We start from the raw sequence: 19,283 nt of genomic DNA on the forward strand, positions 1-19,283 counted from the left end.
ATTAATCCCCGTAATAATTTGCTATATTATTTTTTAACGATTCAAAAAACTTTTCTATCGTAGTTTTTCTATCATTTTCGATACTTATTTTATCAACATTATTGAAATGTCCTTCTAAAAAACCTAAATAGGTCTTGTCTCTAACTGGATCGCCATTAAACATTGTTATTTCTAAAACAGAGTTGATAATTTGATCATTTATTGAAATACCATCTTTAGAAAAAAGCAGTTTTATCTGGTTATAAAAAAATGGGTTGCCACTTGTATATATACCACCAATAATAAATAATGGAGATAGGTTTTCTCTCTTGCCTTTTATATCTCTGTTTAGCACTTTAATAGCATATAACAGTGCGTTTAACCTTTTTATCTTCTCTTCTTTGTTAAGGTTAGGTTTTTTATAGTTTTCATCAATACCAACTTTATCTAAGTCAATAGTAATGCTGTATGTATAGTAGCTTTTATGGATTTCAGATTGATAAATATCATTATCTAGGTTTTTCCTGCTTGCAAGGCCCATATTTGTAGAAAAATCCATCTCACTATAAAATGGTTCCAGACTAACTGCATCAGTAAGCCTTACTACTGCTTTCCTAATTTTTGTTTTAGCTTCTTCTTGATATTGTTTATTTGGTTGTTGTTGACTTTTCTTTTCGGTTTTCATATAGCCAAAAAAATCTATTTCTGGATATTTATCAATCGTTGATCCTTCTGTAAACTGAATAACGCCTTTAGCTTTATCCACTTCAGCTTTACCATATCTACACTCTTCATCTAAAATTCTAACGATATCGTACCTTAAAGCTTGCCTACTAATATAAGAAAATGTTTTTTCTTCGACTGTTAATTTTTTGAGAGATAATATATTTCCTATACTTTCACCATAGTTTAAATTGGACGCTTTAAAAATTATACTGCAATGTAAATAACCATTATTCATTTTCATTCTCCTTGGTTGAATTATTTTGTTGGTACAAAAGTCCATTTAGAAAACTATAACCGAAATGTAAAAAAGCTTCCTTGTTATTCATTTCTTCTAAACCAAAATACAACTCTAACTCATTTGATATAGAAATTCTAAGATACTTATCTAAAAATCTATCTTTATCCCCTACTCTTAAGTCATTTAAAAACTGATAAACAAAACCATTAATCTGGTTTTCTCTTCCTTCTTTGCTAAGTTTGTTTCTAAGTTTTTTACCATTTACATAACCTGTTTTAGATATTTTTTCTAAATCCACATTAACACCTCCTTTTAACATATAAGTAATATATTTCAAAATATAGTTTACTACTTTATTTATATCATCTGCCTTAAAATTCAAATTGGTATTTTTATTTTTAGATGAAAGATACATTCTTAAATATCTATTAATATCGTCATAATAGAGTTTTTTCTCTATTGTTTTTCTTAAAACTTCATATTCAATATCAAAATAGTTATTTTTGTTAGTATAAGAACCCGTTGGTATTTTATCAATATTATTATCAATAAATTCTGCAAGTTTGCTAGTTAAAGAAAAAGAATAGACATTGTAATTTTTTGTACTCTGTCCACTCATATTATTTTCTTGACTTTCAATGAACGAAATATTTTGCAACGATTTAGCTGCTTGTTCTTGCTTGGTAAATTTAACCGCCTCTTTCACCATAATAGGATATATTTCTTGGGTTTTTATTGAATTAACTTGTTTTTCGAACTCTATATAGCTTTCTTTTAATCTGGAAATATTTCTGTTATTGTTTATAAAGTAAAAACAATTGATATAATTACCGCCTTTTTTGTGAAATATTAAACTTACGCTTGCGCTTAAATAAATAAGTGAACAAATAGAGCAAAGTTGAACTTTTGTACTATTAAAACCCCAAATCCAATTAGCATTATCTTTATTAAAACCTATAATATTTGATATTGCATTATTAAACTCAAATTTTCTTTTTCTTATTTGGCATGATATACAAGGCTTATCGGAATCTTTTTCCAATTTAAATGAGTTGTCTCTTGCATCTTTTAAGTATTTTTCTAAATTTGAAAGTCCTATTATTCCTTTTGTGACTTTTTTAACAAAATCAGTAATAAAATCTGTTGTTTTTGTTTCATCGTAAATCCGCTCTTTTGTATATTCATTTATTGTTTTTTGATAACTTACAAGATCATCGTAAGTTTCTAATTTATGACCTAAAGACTCATATAAGCCTTGAAATGGATATTTATCTATATTTCTTGTGATTAAGGGATTTTGTTTATCTTTTTTATCTTTTAATGCTTCATTATCTTTTAATGCTTTATTGATATAACTTTGATATTGATTTAGATCAAAGTATTTCAAAAAAAGTTGTTCATAAAGTTTCTCTTTAAAATTATCAAGAATTTCTAAATCAAACTCAATGTAATTTTCATCAATATGCAATTTATCACCAAAATCTTCTAATTTATCAAAATCTCCATTGCAGATGATTTTTAAAAAACCTATAATGCCTGCGTTGTAATACCAATCTCTCAAAAAAACTTTTTCCTTCATAAAATTTTCTCCACCATACCAAAACCTTGACTTCTTTTTGCACCAATACCTATATCATACAAAAGCTGTAAGTATTCCGACTTTAAACTTAATTCAATTAAACCGCTATTTACATATAGGCCGTAAAGGTTTTTATTGCTGCCAAAGCTATTTATGTTATCTGATTTCATTTTTAATACTTTAATGAAAATGCTGCTTTGATCAATGTATTGATTTTTAAAAGTTTTTATTAAACTTTTTATTGAAAGTTGAAGGTTATCAACAAATTTTTCATCGCTAAATTTTAAGGTCTTATTGCCATTTTTATTTATCATATCTCGTACCACTATTGGGCTTAGGGTTTTAAAGACAACGTAATCTTTATCAATTTTAGCTTTACTTAATAACATTGCTTTAATCAGAGTATTCTTGCAATTTTGAAAAATATTATAGGTACTTAAACGGCTTATCATAAAGTTATAAACTGACATTAAAATTAGATAATCATTTGTCGAAAAATAAAAATCAAATACATTATCTTTAAGCTCTAATTGCCCATCGCTAAAATTTTTTATTAAAAATTTTAAAGAAAATGTAAAAGGTTTTGGTTTGGCGCTTAAGTTTAGATCCTTTATTTCTTTGTTTCCACTCTGGTTAAAAGCCTCTTTAATTAATGAAACAAAATTTTTACGGTATGTTGCAGGAATTTTAGTGCAATTTAATAGACTAATTTTAAATCTAACTATCAAGGAAACCTCCTCTTTGACTAGCATATCTACGATTACCATTTGTCTTAAATTAAGTTGAACAATAAAATTGTTTTACTCTTTTTGTCCTAAATTGCAAATAAAAAATGCTAGAAAAACTAAAACAAAATTTTCTTGACAATCGATATGTATTTTTATATACTCCGATGAAACAAGGGGAAAAAGTGAAAAAACTTTTTTTAGTTCTATTTGTCCTGTTGATTTTTTTGCCAAAGGCTTGGTCTAGCACAATAACTGTTTATAATTTTGGGAAAAAAGTTGAAATTAACAATACAAAGAGGTTTGTTGTGCTATTTCCGCAGGCTTTGCCTTTTGTATTTATGATTAATGCTCAAGATGGTCTTGTAGGTTATCCTGGCATGGGTAGGGATGCTATGCCCTATTTTAGTGGTCAGCTAATTTTAAAAAAAATGCCAAGTTTTAAGCAAAAAGTTGCTGATGTAGGCTATCCCTTTGGCCCCAGTATCGAGAAAATTGTATCCCTAAAGCCAGGATTTATAGTAAATGTAAATATGCAGGCAAACAACGAACAATTTAAAAAATTGGGTATACCTGTTATAGCTTTTAGTGCTTGCTTTGGCAATTTAAACGATTTATATGAAAGTATAAAAAGTCTAGGCGAGGCAACAAACCATGCAAAAGAAGCTCAAAACCTAATTTCTTATTATAAAAATACCGTCAGTTTTGTAGGAAATCATCTAAAGGATATTAAAGAAAAGCCCAAAGTGCTTTATTTAAGCTATCAAGGACCTCAAGGTAATAAGCTTACCTCTGGTGGCCAATTTGATACACTGGTGAACGACATTATCCAAAAGGCTGGTGGCATTAGTGTATCTAAAAATGTAAAGGGTAAATTTGGTCAAATATCAAAAGAAGACATTCTTAAATGGAACCCTCAATATATTTTTTTGGGTACAGGAAACCAAAAAGCTATAAGCGATATTTATCATGATAAGGATTTGCATTTTGTAAGCGCTGTGGTGCACAAAAAAGTATTTTTAGTACCTCAAGATAGTGGAGGTCTTTATTCTAATTGGTTTGCGCCAGAGAAAGCCCCACTTGGCTTGCTGTGGTGTGCTAAAATCCTGCATACCAAACATTTTGAATCACTTGATTTAAAAGCTCAAGCACAATACTATTACAAAACTTTTTGGGGTATAAATTTAAATCAAATCCATATTAACTGGCAGGAAAATTGAAAAACACTTACTTAATTTTGCTTTCAATAATCACAATTGTGGTTTCGCTTGGCATTGGGCCTTACAGGATTGCGCCAATTGATATTGTTAAATGTTTAGTAGAGCCAAAAAACTCTGTTAATACAACAATTGTCTGGGATATTAGGCTCCCTAGAGTTTTGTTTGCTTTTTTTGTAGGAGCAGGTTTATCCGTAGCTGGAAGTGCCTATCAAGCAATGTTTAAAAACCCCCTTGTCTCGCCCGATATTTTAGGGGTCTCAAGCGGTGCCGCCTTTGGTGCCGCTTTGGCTATACTTGTGTTTAATCATTTTTATTTTGTACAAATTTTTGCTTTTGCATTTGGCCTGATAGCAGTATATACAGCTTATTTTCTTGCAAAATCAAAATACGGTTTGCCAATTCTAAACCTCGTAATATCGGGAATTATCATTGGCTCTTTTTTTTCTGCCCTTTTGGGTATAATAAAATACCTTGCAGATCCAAATAATCAATTACCACAAATAGTTTTTTGGCTAATGGGCAGTTTTGCAAATGTAAGTTTTAGCGCATGGGGCGCATTTGTAGTAATAGCATTATGCGTATTGCTTTTATATCTGCTTAGGTGGCAATTAAATATTGTTGCTTTTGGTGATGATGAAGCAAAATCTTTAGGTTTAAATATTACATTATTAAGGAAACTAATCATACTTTTATCGTCTCTAATTACAGCAGCAAGTGTCGCTATTGTTGGTATTGTTGGATGGGTTGGGCTTGTGATACCGCACATATCCAGACTTCTCGTAGGCAGTGATAATAAAAAAGTTATACCAACAAGTATATTTGTGGGCGGTATCTTTATGGTTTTAATGGATGATTTAGCGCGGAGTTTAATTTCTGGTGAGATACCCATTGGTATTTTAACCTCTTTAATTGGCGCGCCATTTTTTGCATGGCTTTACAAAAAACAAAAACACTTATGATTGAAGCTAAAGAGCTAAATTTTTCCTATTTTGATACCACTGTATTAAAAGATATTGCTTTTAGTATAAAGAAATCGTCGATATGTGCTATACTTGGCCCAAATGGCTCTGGTAAAAGCACACTGCTAAAAGTATTGGATAAATTACTAAAACCTCAAAAAGGTACAGTGCTTATCGAAAATGAAAATCTGGATAAATTATCTTTGAGAATGGCTGCAAAAAAAATAGCGTATTTATCTCAAGAAACCGACATATCTTTTTCGTTTAGCGTATTTGATATAGTATTAGCTGGCAGAGCGCATAATGTAGGTTATTTAAGCCAGCCATCAAGACAAGACTTAGAAATTGCCCAAAAAGCCATATCGCTTGTAGGCATTGATCATTTAAAGAATAAAATTTATACACAATTAAGCGGTGGTCAAAAAAGACTTGTGCTTATTGCCCAAGCCCTAGCACAGCAAGCAAAAATTTTACTGTTTGACGAGCCAACAAATCACTTAGATTTTTCAAACCAATACGTAATTTTAAACCTAATAAAAAACCTCATAAAAAATAACCATTTAACAGCGATCATAACATTGCATGATCCTAATCTAGCCGTATGGTTTAGTGATACTATAATAATGATAAAAAACGGTTCTTTGCTAAATTATGGACCTACAAAAACCATAATGACTGCTCAAAATTTAAGCGAATTGTATGATGAAAAAATAACAATATTAAACAACAACAACAGGTTGTTTATAATGCTTTCGGAGATTGTATGAGCAAGTACGAAGGTTTTATTGATGTGGCAGAAAATATTTTTAAAGACATATACCCTCAAATTGCAAAAAATATAACGGCATTTTATAAAAAACAAAGCGGCACTGTGGTAGAAATAGGCTGCGGTAGTGCTATATTATCAAGAAGCTTTTATAACTTTGGAAATTATCGCATTTTTGCACTTGATTTAGAATTCGATATGATCTTTAGTGCAAAAAAATTTATAGAAAAAGAAAACAAAAGCACAATTTTCCCCATTGTGGCAAATGTAGGAGCAATACCGTTTAAAAGCGACTTTGCTGACCTAGTTATTAGCAGAGGTTCAGTGTTTTTTTGGGAGGACAAAGTACAAGCTTTCAAAGAAATTTATAGAATTTTGAAAAAAAGTGGTATAACGTATATCGGTGGTGGGTTCGGCAACAAAGATCTAAAAGAAAAAATTCATAAAGTAATGTCAGAGAAAAACCCAAACTGGCAAAATCAGGTTCAAGAGCGTCTAAGGCAAACAAATCCACAAACAATAAAAAACATCCTGCAAAAATCAAACATTGAAACTTACAAGATCATAAATGATGAAACCGGGTTTTGGATAATAATAACAAAGGAGTAAATTAATGAAATGCAATATTTGTGAGTTTAGGTGCGACATACAAGACTCTAAATTTGGTTTTTGTGGGATGTATGAAAACAAAAACGGCCAGATAGTTGAGCGTTTTAAAAACGCTTATTTATTTATAAACCCCATTTCTATCGAAACACAGCCAATGCTGCATTTTTTTCCAAACCATAAGTTTTTGCAGCTTGGCAGCCTAGGGTGTAACTTCAAGTGTGAAGGCTGCGTGTCAAATGTATTTGTAAAACACGCGGATGTTTTTAAAGATGCTTTGAGAATTTTAAGTGCTGAAGAAATCGTACAAAAAGCGCTTAAGGAAAACTGCAAAGGTATAGTTTTTGGCATAAATGAACCCACAATGCAGTACTTTAGTCTGCTTGATCTTGCAAAAAAAGCTAAAGAAAGCAAGCTGCTTTTTGGTATATCTACAAACCTCTATTATACTAAAGATGCGCTAGAAGAACTAATTAAATATTTAGATTTTGTAAATGTAGGCTTAAAAGGGTATACACAAGCCACATACAAAAAATTTTGCAAAGCTCTGTCTTCAAAGCCGGTATTTCGAAATATTGTTTACTTGTTTAGAAACAATGTGTATTTTGAAGTTTCTATTCCCCATGTAAAAGGCAATGAAGTTGAGCTTGCAAATGCAGCAAAATTTTTATCAAAACTATCACGCCAGATACCTATGCAGGTTATGCGCTTTGTACCGTTTGATAGTGCATCGGCTGAGCTTGAGCCCTCAATTAGCGAATCAGAAAAACTAGCTGAAGAGCTTAAACAATATTTAGATTATGTATATCTACTCAACTCTCCAGGCACAAAACACCTACATACTACTTTAGATAAATTTAGCATAAAACGCTGTTTTTATGGGCCAATGGGTGCACACATTATCTCTACAACAGGCAAACCATCACACATTATAGGTAATATTTGCAAAAAAGATTTTGAAGAAGACGGATTTTTTGGCGGCTACAGGCTCACAAGGGCTATAGAGATGGTAGTAGGCATATTAAATGCCCTTGGCGTAAAAGACAAAAAAACCATAACTTTTGTTATTGGCACAATTTTAAAAGATAAAAATTTTTTAGCTTTTTTTCACGAAACCCAAGATGGCGAAAATACCAATTTAGAAAATTACTTTGACGTTGTAAATTTATTAGCAAAAATCTCAAATACGGATCCTTCAAAGCTTATCAACTTTTACAGCGAAATTTTAGAAGATGTTAAACAAAAACGCAAAAACATAGAAAAAAAACTAAAATCCTACTATGTTATGGGCACACCAATCTTTGCACTTAATACACACAGGTTTGAAAACAAACTTGCAAGCTTTGCTGGTTTAGAAACAATTAAATTAATCAAAGAAGGAAAGCCAGGCGTCAATATAACACATGAGGAACTTATTACATATAACCCCGACATTGTATTTATTTCAGGATTTATTTCTTGCAAAGAAGAAGACTTTTACGCGTACTGCCAAACACACAACATAAATATTCATGCAGGAAAAACAAAAAAAGTTTTCAGGTTACCATTTGGCTGGGATTTTGGTACAGTTGAGTGGATATTTGGCTTGATGTTTATTGCAAACGCAGCCTATCCTCACATATACAATTTTGATATTGAACGCAAATACTACTTATTTAACAATAAAAGCTACACTCAGGCAAATAAATCATTCTATGCGCATATTGTATAATTTTTTTTTAGAAGCGTTATATAAAAATTTATATATTTATTGGAGGAGTTATGGACAACATTAGACTTGCGTGTGCACCAAATTTAAGTGGTATTATAGAAGAAATTATTGATAGTTTTTACGACAAAGCAGTTTCATTTGAATTAACAATTGGTGATAATTGCAATGTTTACTACAAAGAGATATTAAGCGGCAAACCATACGATATATTTTTAGCTGCGGATGAGAAAATCACTGACGATTTATTTTTTTCAGGTCTTGCAAAAAAAAGTGCTATTTATGCCAAAAGCAAGTTATGCCTGTGGTCACTTGAATACAACATTTCAAATTTAAGTAATATAAAAATTGCACTACCCGACCCAAACTCAGCCCCTTATGGAAAAGCGGCTTTTGAATATTTGGAAAACACAAAAATATTAAACTCTGTGAAAGAAAACCTGCTTTTTGGCACAAGCCCGTTTGAAGTTTCAAGGTTAGTGCTTGATCAAAAAGCTCAAGTAGCGTTTTTACCCGTTTCTTTTGTAAAAAGTGTTTTAAAGAACGATAACTTTAAAGTCCTAGAAGATGGCTATAATCCAGTTGTCCAAAAAGGTGTTTTGCTCTTGCAGGCAAACAATAAGGCTCAAGAGTTTTTTGATTTTTTAGTAAATTCTAAACAATCAAAACAAATCTTAAATAAATTTGGTTTTTAAAAGGGTGACCTATGAAAAGAAAATTTATTTCGGTAGCTGTTTTGTGGTGCTTGTTGCTTGCACAAAAAACTTATGGCGTTGAACTGCCAAGCATAACAGTAAGTGCACCTAAAAAAACTCTTATAAATCAGTATACAAAAACACTTGATTCTCAAACGCAAAATCAATACAACCTAGATAGTTCTGCCATAAAAACATTTTCTAATACAAGCAATTCGGTATTCAATGCGATAAATATGATACCATCTGTAAATGCCCAAGGACCTGATGCGTATGGAAATGATGAAACTTTGCGATTAAGAGGCATAGATAGCACAAAAGCTGGCATAATAAACATAAATGGCGTTCCTACACCAAATGGTCCAACAGGTAGCTTAACTGCCAATGTTTTTGATTTAGAAAACATAGAAAACATAAATGTTTATGACGGTGCAATTAAACCCAATATTGGCTTTAACTCATTTGGAGATTTTCCTGGTATAATTGACTTATCTATAAAAAAACCTTCGGATAAATTTGGTATTACACTAAATCAAAGCTTTGGTAGTTTTGATTATTCAAAAAGTTTTGTAAGGCTAGATTCTGGTGATATTAATGGTTTTAGAGCATTTGCTTCTTCATCATTGGCTTATGCAAATAAATGGAAAGGCAATGGTAATTTCGTAAGGAAAAATGCTATGTTTGGGCTAACAAAAAATTTTGATAATTTTGTAGATTTTGCATTGTATTTAGGATACAACAGTGACTTTCACAATAACTATTATGGTTTAAACTACAACCAAGCTTCAAACATAAACAAAAATTATGCTCTTGACTACAACAATAACCCAAACAGCACTTCCTACTACGATTACAACAAAGTAAATAGCAGAAACTACTTTGTTTTGCCAACCTTTACAATTAATACATCAGACTCATCAAAACTCGTTTTAAAACCATATTACTGGTCAGTTGAAGGAAATAGTTATTATACTGGGAATAACCCTAAGTTTGTCCAAAAATTTTTATACAATAGCAATATTTTTGGCATAGTTTCAAATTTTGATTGGAAGATTGCAAAAAACTACACATTTACAGTTGGCTATTGGTTCAATAAACAGCAAATGCCAGGGCCCCCTTATGCAATTGAAAATTTTATTCCCAAAAATGGGTCTTTGCAATTTTCTAACTGGGCAATTCTAGCAGATCATGGTTATCATACTATAAATTCACCATTTGTAAATGTAGAGGCTAACATAGGTAAATTAAAAGTTGATGCAGGTTTAAAGTATTTAATGTACAAAACATCAGCAATTAATGGCTACAACACAAATGGTATAAGCACATCAAATGTGGATGAAGCGCTAAACCTTGCAAAGCCAGACCCTTTTGAAACAGCAAACTCCAAAATTTTTAGAAATTACCTACCCTATGTGGGCATTAATTATCAGTTAAGCAATTATGTTAATCTATTTGGGAATTACGGCAGGAGTTTTCAAGCACCCAATTTTAACTTATGGCCATCTTATGCAAGCAACAAACAAGCTTTCGAGTCAAAAGGCATAACGCTTCAATCGTTATGGGATAAATACTTCAAAATGACAACAGCAGACAATTTTGATTTAGGTCTAAGGTACAATAATGAAAATTTATTCTTTTACCCAACGTTGTTTTACAGTACTATAAAGAATATCGGCACTTACGCTCCAATAAATGTAGGAAACGGCCAAATTGCAGAAATGCCATCAAATACTGCAAAAGCAAAGTCATATGGTATAGAAATTTCTGCCGGTTATACGCCGTTTAAAGATTTATTGTTGTTTGCTTCATACAGTTATAACAGATTTTATTATACAGAGAATGTATCATTTATGAATAATTTTTATGATGTAAAAGGTAAACAAATAGTTAATGTACCCAAAAACATCATTAAAGCGGGTTTTACTTACAAATACAATACTGTTTCAATTACACCATATTTTAGCTACATTGGTAAACGCTACGGGAATTTACTCCATACACAATTAGTACCATCAGTTTTTCTTGCCAATTTAAATATTGGCTACACTCAGAAAAATTTGTGGAAATTTAAAGATGTAAATTTTAGCCTTGATTTTATAAATTTATTCAATAAACGCTATATAAGCACCATAAACTCACCTGATTCGAATTTTTCTATGTATGGTCAAACAACCTATCAAGTAGGTGCGCCATTTAGCGTAGTAGGCAGTGTCTCTATAAAGTTTTAATTAGAAAAATTTTTCTAAATTTTAAACCTCAAGCTGAGTTTTAACAAAAATCATCAAAACTCAGCTTGGGTAGATAAATTAAAGCGATATTTTTACATCTAGCACTTCTAAAAATTTCCTAATCCACTCTGGATGTGCAGGCCAAGCTGGCGCTGTAACTAAATTTCTATCTACACAAGCATTGGAAAATGTCTGATTTGGATCAACCCATTTTCCGCCAGCTCTGACAATATCTGGCTTAAGAGCTGGGTATGCGGTTAATTCATAGCCTTCAACTGCATCTGCTGCAACCAAAATTTGCGGACCGTGGCATATAGCTGCAATGGGCTTTTTGCTTTGAGAAAAATGTTTTACAATCTCAATTACTCTATTATCTAGCCTGATATACTCAGGTGCCCTACCCCCTGGAAGCACTAGCGCATCAAAACTTTCAGGCTTTATGTCTTCAAAAGTACAATTCAGCATAAAATTATGTCCGCGTTTTTCAGAGTAGGTTTGATCTCCCTCGAAGTCATGAATAGCGGTTTTTACAAATTCACCCGCTCTCTTATTTGGACAGGCACAATGAGTATCTAGACCTACCATTTGCAACATTTGAAAAGGCACCATAACTTCATAATCTTCTACATAATCACCTACCAACATCAAAACTTTTTTTGCCATAAACGTACCTCCCTTTCAGGAGAAAATAACTCACTTTTTGAAATTATCAAGCCATACTCTTTTCTACTACTTGGGCAATATCAAGCACACCTATATCATCTCTGGAGATATCTTTTACACCATCATCAAGCATTATCATACAAAACGGACAAGCAGTAATAATGTTTTGAGCATTTGTGCTTATGGCTTGTGCAGTTCTAACCTTATTCATGCGCTCACCATCCTCTTCAAGCCACATCATACCACCACCTGCTCCGCAGCAAAAGCTATTGCAGTGAGAATTTTTCATTTCTGTTAGATTAAAACCTGCTTGCGTAGCAATTTGTCTAGGTTCTTCATATATATTGGAGTGCCTTCCCAAATAACATGAGTCATGAAAGGTAGCAGTCTGATTTATCTTATTTGAAAGCTTTATTTTGCCTTCTTTTATGAGTTGGCTTATAAATTGGCTGTGATGTAGGACTTCAAACTCACCTCCAAGCTTAGAATACTCATTTTTTAGCGTATAGTAACCGTGCGGGCATGTTGTAACGATCTTTTTAATATTGTATGCTTTGAAAGTTTCTATGTTTTCTTGAGCAAGGTTGTAAAATAAATACTCGTTGCCAAGACGTCTTGCGTTATCACCACAGCATTTCTCTTTTTTGCCAAGTACAGCAAACTTGACATTGGCTTTTTGTAACACCCTTACAAAGCTTTGAGCAAGTTTTTTGCTTCTATCGTCAAATGAGCTTGCACAACCCACAAAGTATAAAACCTCTGCATCTTTCAGTTCATCTATAGTTTTTACATCAAGATCTTTTGCCCAATCAAGTCTATAATCTGCATTGATACCCCAGGGGTTAGAGTTTGTTTCTATGTTATTAAAAATAGGTACAAGTTTTTCTGGAAACTCGCCTTGGGTTAGCACAGCATAGCGCTTTAGATCGACCATATCTCTTATATGTTCATTGCTTACAGGACAAACATTCTGACATGCACCGCATGTGGTACACTGCCAGAGTGCTTTATCTGGTATTGCAAAACCATACTCAAAATAGCCGTGTGGATTTTCCTGTGGCAAATCATTTGTTACAAGCGGTGTAAGTTCTTGTTTTGTGATTAAGTTTTGGGCGTTGTGAAAAAGATTTTCTTTTATACCAAGTATAATTTCTCTTGGCACCAACACTTTGCCAGTGTTTGCCGCAGGACATACCTGGGTACATCTGCCACATTCTGTGCAGGCATAACCATCTAACAACTGCTTCCAGGTAAGCTCGTTTACATTTTTTACCCCGAAGCTTTCTGCGTTTTCATCTTCAAAATTAAGGTCTCTTAATGCCATAGAAGGACCTAAATTTGCAAAGTAGTTGTTAGGAATACCGGCTAAAATGTGCAGGTGTTTTGAGTTTGGTATAAAATCCAAAAAAGCAAACAATACGATCATATGCACCCAAAAGGCTATATGGTAGGCTACTTCGTTGTATGAGTGGATATTTAAAAGCCTATACACAAGGCCTGCAAAAGGCTCATACGGGTTTACTTTGCCAGTTTTTGCCATCTCAAGAGCAGCCATATAAAACAGTGTAAACACCACAATAGTGATAAAAATCAGTATCAAATATGCGCTAAAGTGGTAATTGAGCTTTTTGGGATGCCAAATAAAGCGCCTCACCAAAGACATTACAATAGCAACAAGCACCAAAAATGCAAACAAATCTTCTAAAAACAAATAAACGGGGTACAAAAACCCCAAAAAGCTAAAACTAAAAGATGGAGCAAAACCTTTAATAATTAGCTCTATCTCGCCAAAAAGCAAAACCACAAAACCAAAGAAAATCAGCGCATGCATTATGCCAGCGTAGTTTATATCCTTGTCATTTATCTTAAAATGACACATCTGCAAAAGTCCGTTTTTTACAGCAGTATTTAGACGCTTTAAAGGACTACAAAAGCGATTTTCTGCCTGGCCAAATTTAAGCAGTGAGTATAAATAATTTACACGGTAAAAAAAATAGCCCACACTTGCCAAAAGAACAATGCCAAAAATCAAACTCTCCATATCGACTCCTTCAAGAACCTACATATTTCTTCTGTATTTACCGCCAACCTCAAACAAAGCATTTGTAATTTGGCCTAAAGATGCGTATTTTACGGTTTCCATTAATTCTTCAAATATATTGCCTCCAGTTTGCGCAACATATCTTAATTTGTCTAAATACTGTTTTGAAAACGCTCCATTGCGTTTTTGAAATGCGATCAAGTTGTCTAATTGCCATTTTTTTTCTTCTTCGGTTGATCTTGAAAGCTCGATTTTCTCTTCTTGAATATAATTGTCGCTAACAAAAGTATTTACACCTATTATAGGTAGCTCTCCTGTGTTTTTTAATTCTTCATAGTATAGGGATTCTTCTTGAATTTTGTTTCTCTGATACCTTGACTCCATAGCACCTAGCACACCACCCCTTTTTGAGAGTCTCTCAAACTCATTCAACACCTCTTCTTCGACTAAGTTTGTAAGCTCTTCTATGATATAACAACCCTGAAGGGGATTTTCGTTCTTAGTCATTCCAAATTCGTTGTTGATTATCATTTGAATAGCCAAAGCTCTTCTCACAGATTCTTCTGTAGGCGTTGTTATTGCTTCATCGTATGCATTAGTATGAAGTGAGTTGCAGTTATCGTAAATGGCAGTTAAAGCTTGCAATGTGGTTCTAATATCGTTGAAAGCAATTTCCATAGCGTGAAGCGATCTACCTGATGTTTGGATGTGATATTTGAGTTTTTGGCTACGCTCGTTAGCTGAGTATTTATTTTTCATTGCAATTGCCCATATACGGCGTGCTACCCTGCCAATAACAGAATACTCTATATCAAGGCCGTTTGAGAAGAAAAATGACAAATTAGGTGCAAAATCATCAATATTCATACCACGCGCTAAATAGTATTCTATATAAGTAAAACCGTTAGCCAAAGTAAAGGCAAGCTGCGTTATGGGATTTGCCCCTGCTTCTGCTATATGGTAGCCTGATATGGATACAGAATAATAATTTTTTACAACATTATCTATAAAGTACTTTTGAATATCACCCATTAGCTTAAGCGAAAAATCCGTCGAAAACAAACACGTGTTTTGCGCCTGATCTTCTTTTAAAATATCGGCCTGTACTGTCCCTCTTACCACATTTAGTGTGTATTTTTTAATTTGATCGTAAGTAGCAATGTCTACAACCAAATCGCCACTTATACCAAGCAAGCCCAAACCTAAGTGGTTTTCGTCTGCATCTTTAATGCCAAATGAATTATTGTATACGGGGCGCTCTACATTGAGTTTTTTGTAGTAGTTATTGATCTTATCCTGCGCTTGCCCCCATTTATTGTTATCTTTCAAGTACTTTTCTACTTGTTGGTCAATGGCAGTATTAAAAAACATTGCAAGCATCATGGGTGCTGGACCATTTATCGTCATAGAAACAGAGGTATTTGGGTCGCATAAATTAAATCCGCTATAGAGTTTTTTTGCATCATCAACTGTAGCAATAGATACACCTGCATTACCAATTTTGCCGTAAATGTCTGGCCTCATATCTGGATCCTGACCATAGAGTGCTATAGAGTCAAATGCAGTAGATAGTCTACTAAACGGCTGACCTGTCGATAGATAGTGGAATCGTTTATTTGTGCGCTCTGGCGTGCCTTCTCCAGCAAACATCCTTGTGGGCTTTTCATCCTGCCTTTTTAGGGGAAAAGTACCAGCTGTGAAAGGGAATTTGCCAGGTACATTTTCTAACAACTGAAATTTTACGATTTCGCCGTAATCATTCGATTTTGGCAGAGATATCTTTGGTATTTTGTTGCCAGATAATGTTTTGGTCGTGAGTTCATACTTTATTTCTTTGTCTCTGATCTTTGAAATAAGATAGTCTTTAGCATAAATTTCTCTTAAGTTATTCCAATTTTCTATGAGCCTTATTGTTTGCGTATCAAGCAGTACATTTATTTGCTGTATTTCTTGCGTTATAACATTGAGTGCTTTTTCCAGATTTTCTTTTTTGAGACTTTCATCGATTTTTGTGTCAACAAAATCTGCTTCTTCACTTGGCTCAATAGAGGTATTCAACTGTAGCTGCAACAATTTTTTAGCGCCTTCAAGCGCATACAAATTACTAGAAAGTCTGATTTGCTCGTTGGTTCTGGTTTTGTAATCCATTATAGTAGAAACAATCTCACTTAAATATCTTGTACGCTGAGGTGGTATTAAAAAGTTTACAGATGCATCACTTATGGGCTCAAAAACCTTTTGGCTTTCAATGCCAACAAGCTGCATAAGTTTATAAAAAAGGTAATTTGCGCCAGCATCATTGAAATTTGAAGCAACTGTATGGTAAACAGGCATTTCTTCTAACTTTTTGTCAAAAAGCTTGTGGTTTCGCATGTACTGTTTTCTTACTTCATAGAGAGCATCTTCGGCGCTTTCCTTATCGTACTTATTTAACACGACCACATCAGCATAATCTAGCATATTGATTTTTTCAAGCTGTAATGCTGCACCGTATTCTGGAGTCATAACATATACATTGTAGTCTGCTATATCAATGACTGCTATGTCACTTTGACCAACGCCAGCTGTTTCTAATATTATTAAATCAAAACCAGACATTTTATACAAATCAATAACTTTTCGCGTAGCTTTTGAGATAGACATATTTGAACTTCTTGTTGCCATCGAACGCATATAGGCGTTTTTATGTGGCAGAGAGTTCATCCTAATTCTATCACCAAGAAGAGCACCTTTGCTTTTCTTGGTAGGGTCCACTGCTAATATACCAATTTTTTTGTCTTGATAGTTGTTCAAAAATCGTCTAAGCAACTCATCAATTAACGACGATTTGCCAGCACCACCTGAGCCTGTAAAACCAAGTACTTTAGTATCTTTTGAGAGCTTTTCAAAATACTTTTGAAACACCTCTTCATGATATGGCGTCCAACTATCTTGTGTTATGAGCTTTTCAACCAAGCTTATGGCTTTTGGAAGTGTTTTTGGCAAACTTTGCAGGTATTCTTCAAGCTTTTCTTCATCAAATGTCAAAAAGTCGCTTTGTTCAAGCATGTAATCTACCATGCCTGTTAAACCCATCTGCATACCATCTTTTGGTGAAAAAATCTTGCAAATGCCGTACTCTTGCAGTTCTTTAATCTCATAGGGGACAATAACGCCCCCTCCACCACCAAAAATATTGATATACTCAGATTTATTTTCTTTTAGTAGATCATACATATACTTGAAAAATTCAATATGGCCACCTTGGTAGGATGTTACAGCAATGGCATTTGCATCTTCTTCAAGTGCAGTTTGGATAATTTCATAAGCACTGCGGTTATGACCTAAATGTATAACTTCTGCACCACTATCTTGTATGATTCTCCTAAAAATATTTATAGAGGCATCGTGACCATCAAAAAGGCTTGTAGCTGTAACAAACCTTATATTATGTTTAGATGCATGCATAAAAAGCCTCCTAATTATTGTAGCTTAAACTCCCATGCACAGTGATAACCAGCATTCGTAATATCATCTGGAGGGCATTTTATTACGCTTGTTTTTATGCGATTATCAATTGTGCTTGCAAAATAACCATATTCAATAGTCCCAACGCTTTTACATGGAAAAAATGGTAAGTTTTTTCTCTGACGCGCCGATTGAACGCGGCATGAGGTCATTTTTAATATAAGCGTGTGATCGTCTAACCTTTCTATTGCTTGCTCATTTATGCGCCTATACATCCTAAAATTTAAAGCCTTTTCTAAACCATCAAGACCGCTATTTTGAGGCAAGTTAAGCCGCTCCATTATTCTTTTTGCCTCAATTTGCGTAAAATCTTTCCATGCTTCCTCGTCAAGCTTTATTGCAGCATCCATACCAAAGTGTGTTTCGACAGCCTGAAACCATAAACCGTCATGGGCAAGCCAGTTTTTTGCTTCATCCTCTATTACTTTTACTAACTCTTCTTTACTTAAACTATCCAATTCTGGGTATTTTGACATTAAACCCTCCTATTTTAATAGCATCTTTGATATTACTATCCTTTGAACCTCGTTTGTACCTTCATATATTTCTGTAATCTTGGCGTCTCTATACATGCGCTCTATTTCATACTCTGCTATATATCCATAACCACCGTGTATTTGAAGTGCTTCTTTGGTTACATATGTTGCCGTCTCTGAGGCGTAAGCTTTTGCCATTGAAGACTTTATTATAAGGTCATTGTAGCTTGCACCGTTTTTTAGATTGTCTTTTATCCATGCAGACTCATATACAAGCAGTTTTGCTGCTTCAATGTGCATTGCCATATCGGCTAATTTAAATTGTATTGCTTGAAACTCACTTAGCGTTTTGCCAAATTGCTTGCGCTCTTTGGCGTACTCTAGCGCTTTCTCGTAGGCTCCTTCTGCTATCCCTAAAGCTTGAGAAGCTATGCCTATTCTGCCACCATCCAAGCAGTCCATTGCAATTTTAAAGCCTTCGCTTTCTTTGCCAAGAAGATTTTCTTTTGGTATTTTGACATTTTCTAAGCTAAAGACAGAAGTGTATGTACCTCTTATGCCCATCTTGTCTTCATTTCTTTGAAGTTCTACACCTTCTGATTTTAGATCCAGTATAAATGCGTCTATGCCTTTGTGACGAAGTGATTTATCATGTGTTGCAATCAATATACCAAAGTCTCTATAACCACCATTTGTAACAAATATCTTATTGCCATTTGATACGTAGTAGTCGCCTTCTTTTTTAACCGTTGTAGATACATTTGCAGCATCAGAGCCAGCCTCAGGCTCAGTTAGCAAAATGCAGCCTATTTTTTGACCACTTGCAAGGGGCACTAAGTATTTTTCTTTTTGTTCTTTGGTGCCAAACTCGTATATGGAGTTTGCACACAGTGATGTGTGGGCACTTATAAGCACACCGGTTGAAGCACATACTTTAGAGATTTCTTCTACAGTTATTGCATAAGACAAAAATGAAAGCCCCGCTCCACCGTATTCTTGAGGTATATACACGCCAAAAAGTCCAAGCTCAGCCAAACCTTTTATTATGGAGTCTGGTATCTTGTGGTTTTTATCAATATCTGCTGCTATAGGCTTTAGCTCTTTTTGCGCAAAACTCCTTACGGTATCCTGAACCATTTTTTCTTCGTCTGTTAATTGGAAATTCAT

The 19,283-nt window shown here is 33.7% G+C and carries 15 protein-coding genes; 7 read left to right on the forward strand and 8 right to left on the reverse strand.

Annotation, left to right across the window (positions count from 1 at the left end; genetic code table 11):
• Nucleotide 1 precedes the first annotated feature (1 nt).
• The 3 genes from cas7i to cas6 are packed head-to-tail and all read right to left on the reverse strand — an operon-like array spanning nt 2 to nt 3,250.
• A complete protein-coding gene (cas7i, locus tag DESAMIL20_RS05260; RefSeq protein ID WP_086033766.1) occupies nt 2-940 on the reverse strand; it encodes a type I-B CRISPR-associated protein Cas7/Cst2/DevR in 939 nt (312 codons plus the stop codon).
• Nucleotides 933-2,522 (reverse strand): type I-B CRISPR-associated protein Cas8b1/Cst1, encoded by a 1,590-nt coding sequence (gene cas8a1 / locus DESAMIL20_RS05265; protein ID WP_086033767.1) that lies wholly within the window; start codon nt 2,520-2,522, stop codon nt 933-935. Before cas8a1 ends, cas7i begins: the two co-directional genes overlap by 8 nt.
• Entirely contained in the window at nt 2,519-3,250 is a 732-nt protein-coding gene (gene cas6 / locus DESAMIL20_RS05270; RefSeq protein WP_158090530.1) for a CRISPR-associated endoribonuclease Cas6, read from the reverse strand. The genes cas8a1 and cas6 overlap by 4 nt, the downstream gene beginning before the upstream one ends.
• 182 nt (nt 3,251-3,432) lie before the next feature.
• Here cas6 and DESAMIL20_RS05275 point away from each other — a divergent pair, with 182 nt between their 5' ends.
• Genes DESAMIL20_RS05275 through DESAMIL20_RS05305 form a run of 7 tightly spaced genes read left to right on the forward strand, consistent with a single transcriptional unit; the run spans nt 3,433 to nt 11,429 of the window.
• Nucleotides 3,433-4,467, forward strand: coding sequence for an ABC transporter substrate-binding protein (locus DESAMIL20_RS05275; protein WP_158090531.1), 1,035 nt, complete (start codon nt 3,433-3,435; stop codon nt 4,465-4,467).
• The gene (locus DESAMIL20_RS05280) at nt 4,464-5,426 is read left to right on the forward strand and encodes a FecCD family ABC transporter permease (RefSeq protein ID WP_086033770.1); all 963 of its coding nucleotides are present in this window, start codon (nt 4,464-4,466) and stop codon (nt 5,424-5,426) included. The genes DESAMIL20_RS05275 and DESAMIL20_RS05280 overlap by 4 nt, the downstream gene beginning before the upstream one ends.
• Nucleotides 5,423-6,193, forward strand: a complete 771-nt coding sequence (locus DESAMIL20_RS05285; RefSeq protein WP_158090532.1) for an ABC transporter ATP-binding protein — start codon at nt 5,423-5,425, stop codon at nt 6,191-6,193. Before DESAMIL20_RS05280 ends, DESAMIL20_RS05285 begins: the two co-directional genes overlap by 4 nt.
• Nucleotides 6,190-6,801: a class I SAM-dependent methyltransferase gene (locus DESAMIL20_RS05290; protein WP_086033772.1), complete on the forward strand. Its 612-nt coding sequence runs from the start codon at nt 6,190-6,192 to the stop codon at nt 6,799-6,801. Before DESAMIL20_RS05285 ends, DESAMIL20_RS05290 begins: the two co-directional genes overlap by 4 nt.
• Nucleotides 6,802-6,805: 4 nt before the next feature.
• Complete coding sequence (locus DESAMIL20_RS05295; protein WP_086033773.1) at nt 6,806-8,509, forward strand: radical SAM protein; 1,704 nt, start codon at nt 6,806-6,808, stop codon at nt 8,507-8,509.
• 50 nt (nt 8,510-8,559) lie between these two features.
• Entirely contained in the window at nt 8,560-9,201 is a 642-nt protein-coding gene (gene modA, locus DESAMIL20_RS05300) for a molybdate ABC transporter substrate-binding protein (protein WP_086033774.1), read from the forward strand.
• Between the two features lie 11 nt (nt 9,202-9,212).
• Nucleotides 9,213-11,429: a TonB-dependent receptor gene (locus DESAMIL20_RS05305; RefSeq protein WP_086033775.1), complete on the forward strand. Its 2,217-nt coding sequence runs from the start codon at nt 9,213-9,215 to the stop codon at nt 11,427-11,429.
• A 78-nt stretch (nt 11,430-11,507) separates the two neighbouring features.
• Here the strand turns inward: DESAMIL20_RS05305 and DESAMIL20_RS05310 are convergent, their stop codons facing one another.
• From DESAMIL20_RS05310 to DESAMIL20_RS05330, 5 genes are read right to left on the reverse strand one after another with little or no spacing between them, the layout of a single operon-like run.
• A complete protein-coding gene (locus tag DESAMIL20_RS05310) occupies nt 11,508-12,092 on the reverse strand; it encodes a DJ-1/PfpI family protein (protein ID WP_086033776.1) in 585 nt (194 codons plus the stop codon).
• A 46-nt stretch (nt 12,093-12,138) separates the two neighbouring features.
• Complete coding sequence (locus tag DESAMIL20_RS05315; protein ID WP_086033777.1) at nt 12,139-14,133, reverse strand: heterodisulfide reductase-related iron-sulfur binding cluster; 1,995 nt, start codon at nt 14,131-14,133, stop codon at nt 12,139-12,141.
• A gap of 18 nt (nt 14,134-14,151) precedes the next feature.
• Nucleotides 14,152-17,580, reverse strand: coding sequence for a methylmalonyl-CoA mutase family protein (locus DESAMIL20_RS05320; protein WP_086033778.1), 3,429 nt, complete (start codon nt 17,578-17,580; stop codon nt 14,152-14,154).
• A 14-nt stretch (nt 17,581-17,594) separates the two neighbouring features.
• Entirely contained in the window at nt 17,595-18,116 is a 522-nt protein-coding gene (locus tag DESAMIL20_RS05325; RefSeq protein ID WP_086033779.1) for a DUF6125 family protein, read from the reverse strand.
• A 9-nt stretch (nt 18,117-18,125) separates the two neighbouring features.
• The gene (locus DESAMIL20_RS05330; RefSeq protein ID WP_086033780.1) at nt 18,126-19,283 is read right to left on the reverse strand and encodes an acyl-CoA dehydrogenase family protein; all 1,158 of its coding nucleotides are present in this window, start codon (nt 19,281-19,283) and stop codon (nt 18,126-18,128) included.

Source organism: Desulfurella amilsii (assembly GCF_002119425.1).
Lineage (GTDB): Bacteria > Campylobacterota_A > Desulfurellia > Desulfurellales > Desulfurellaceae > Desulfurella > Desulfurella amilsii.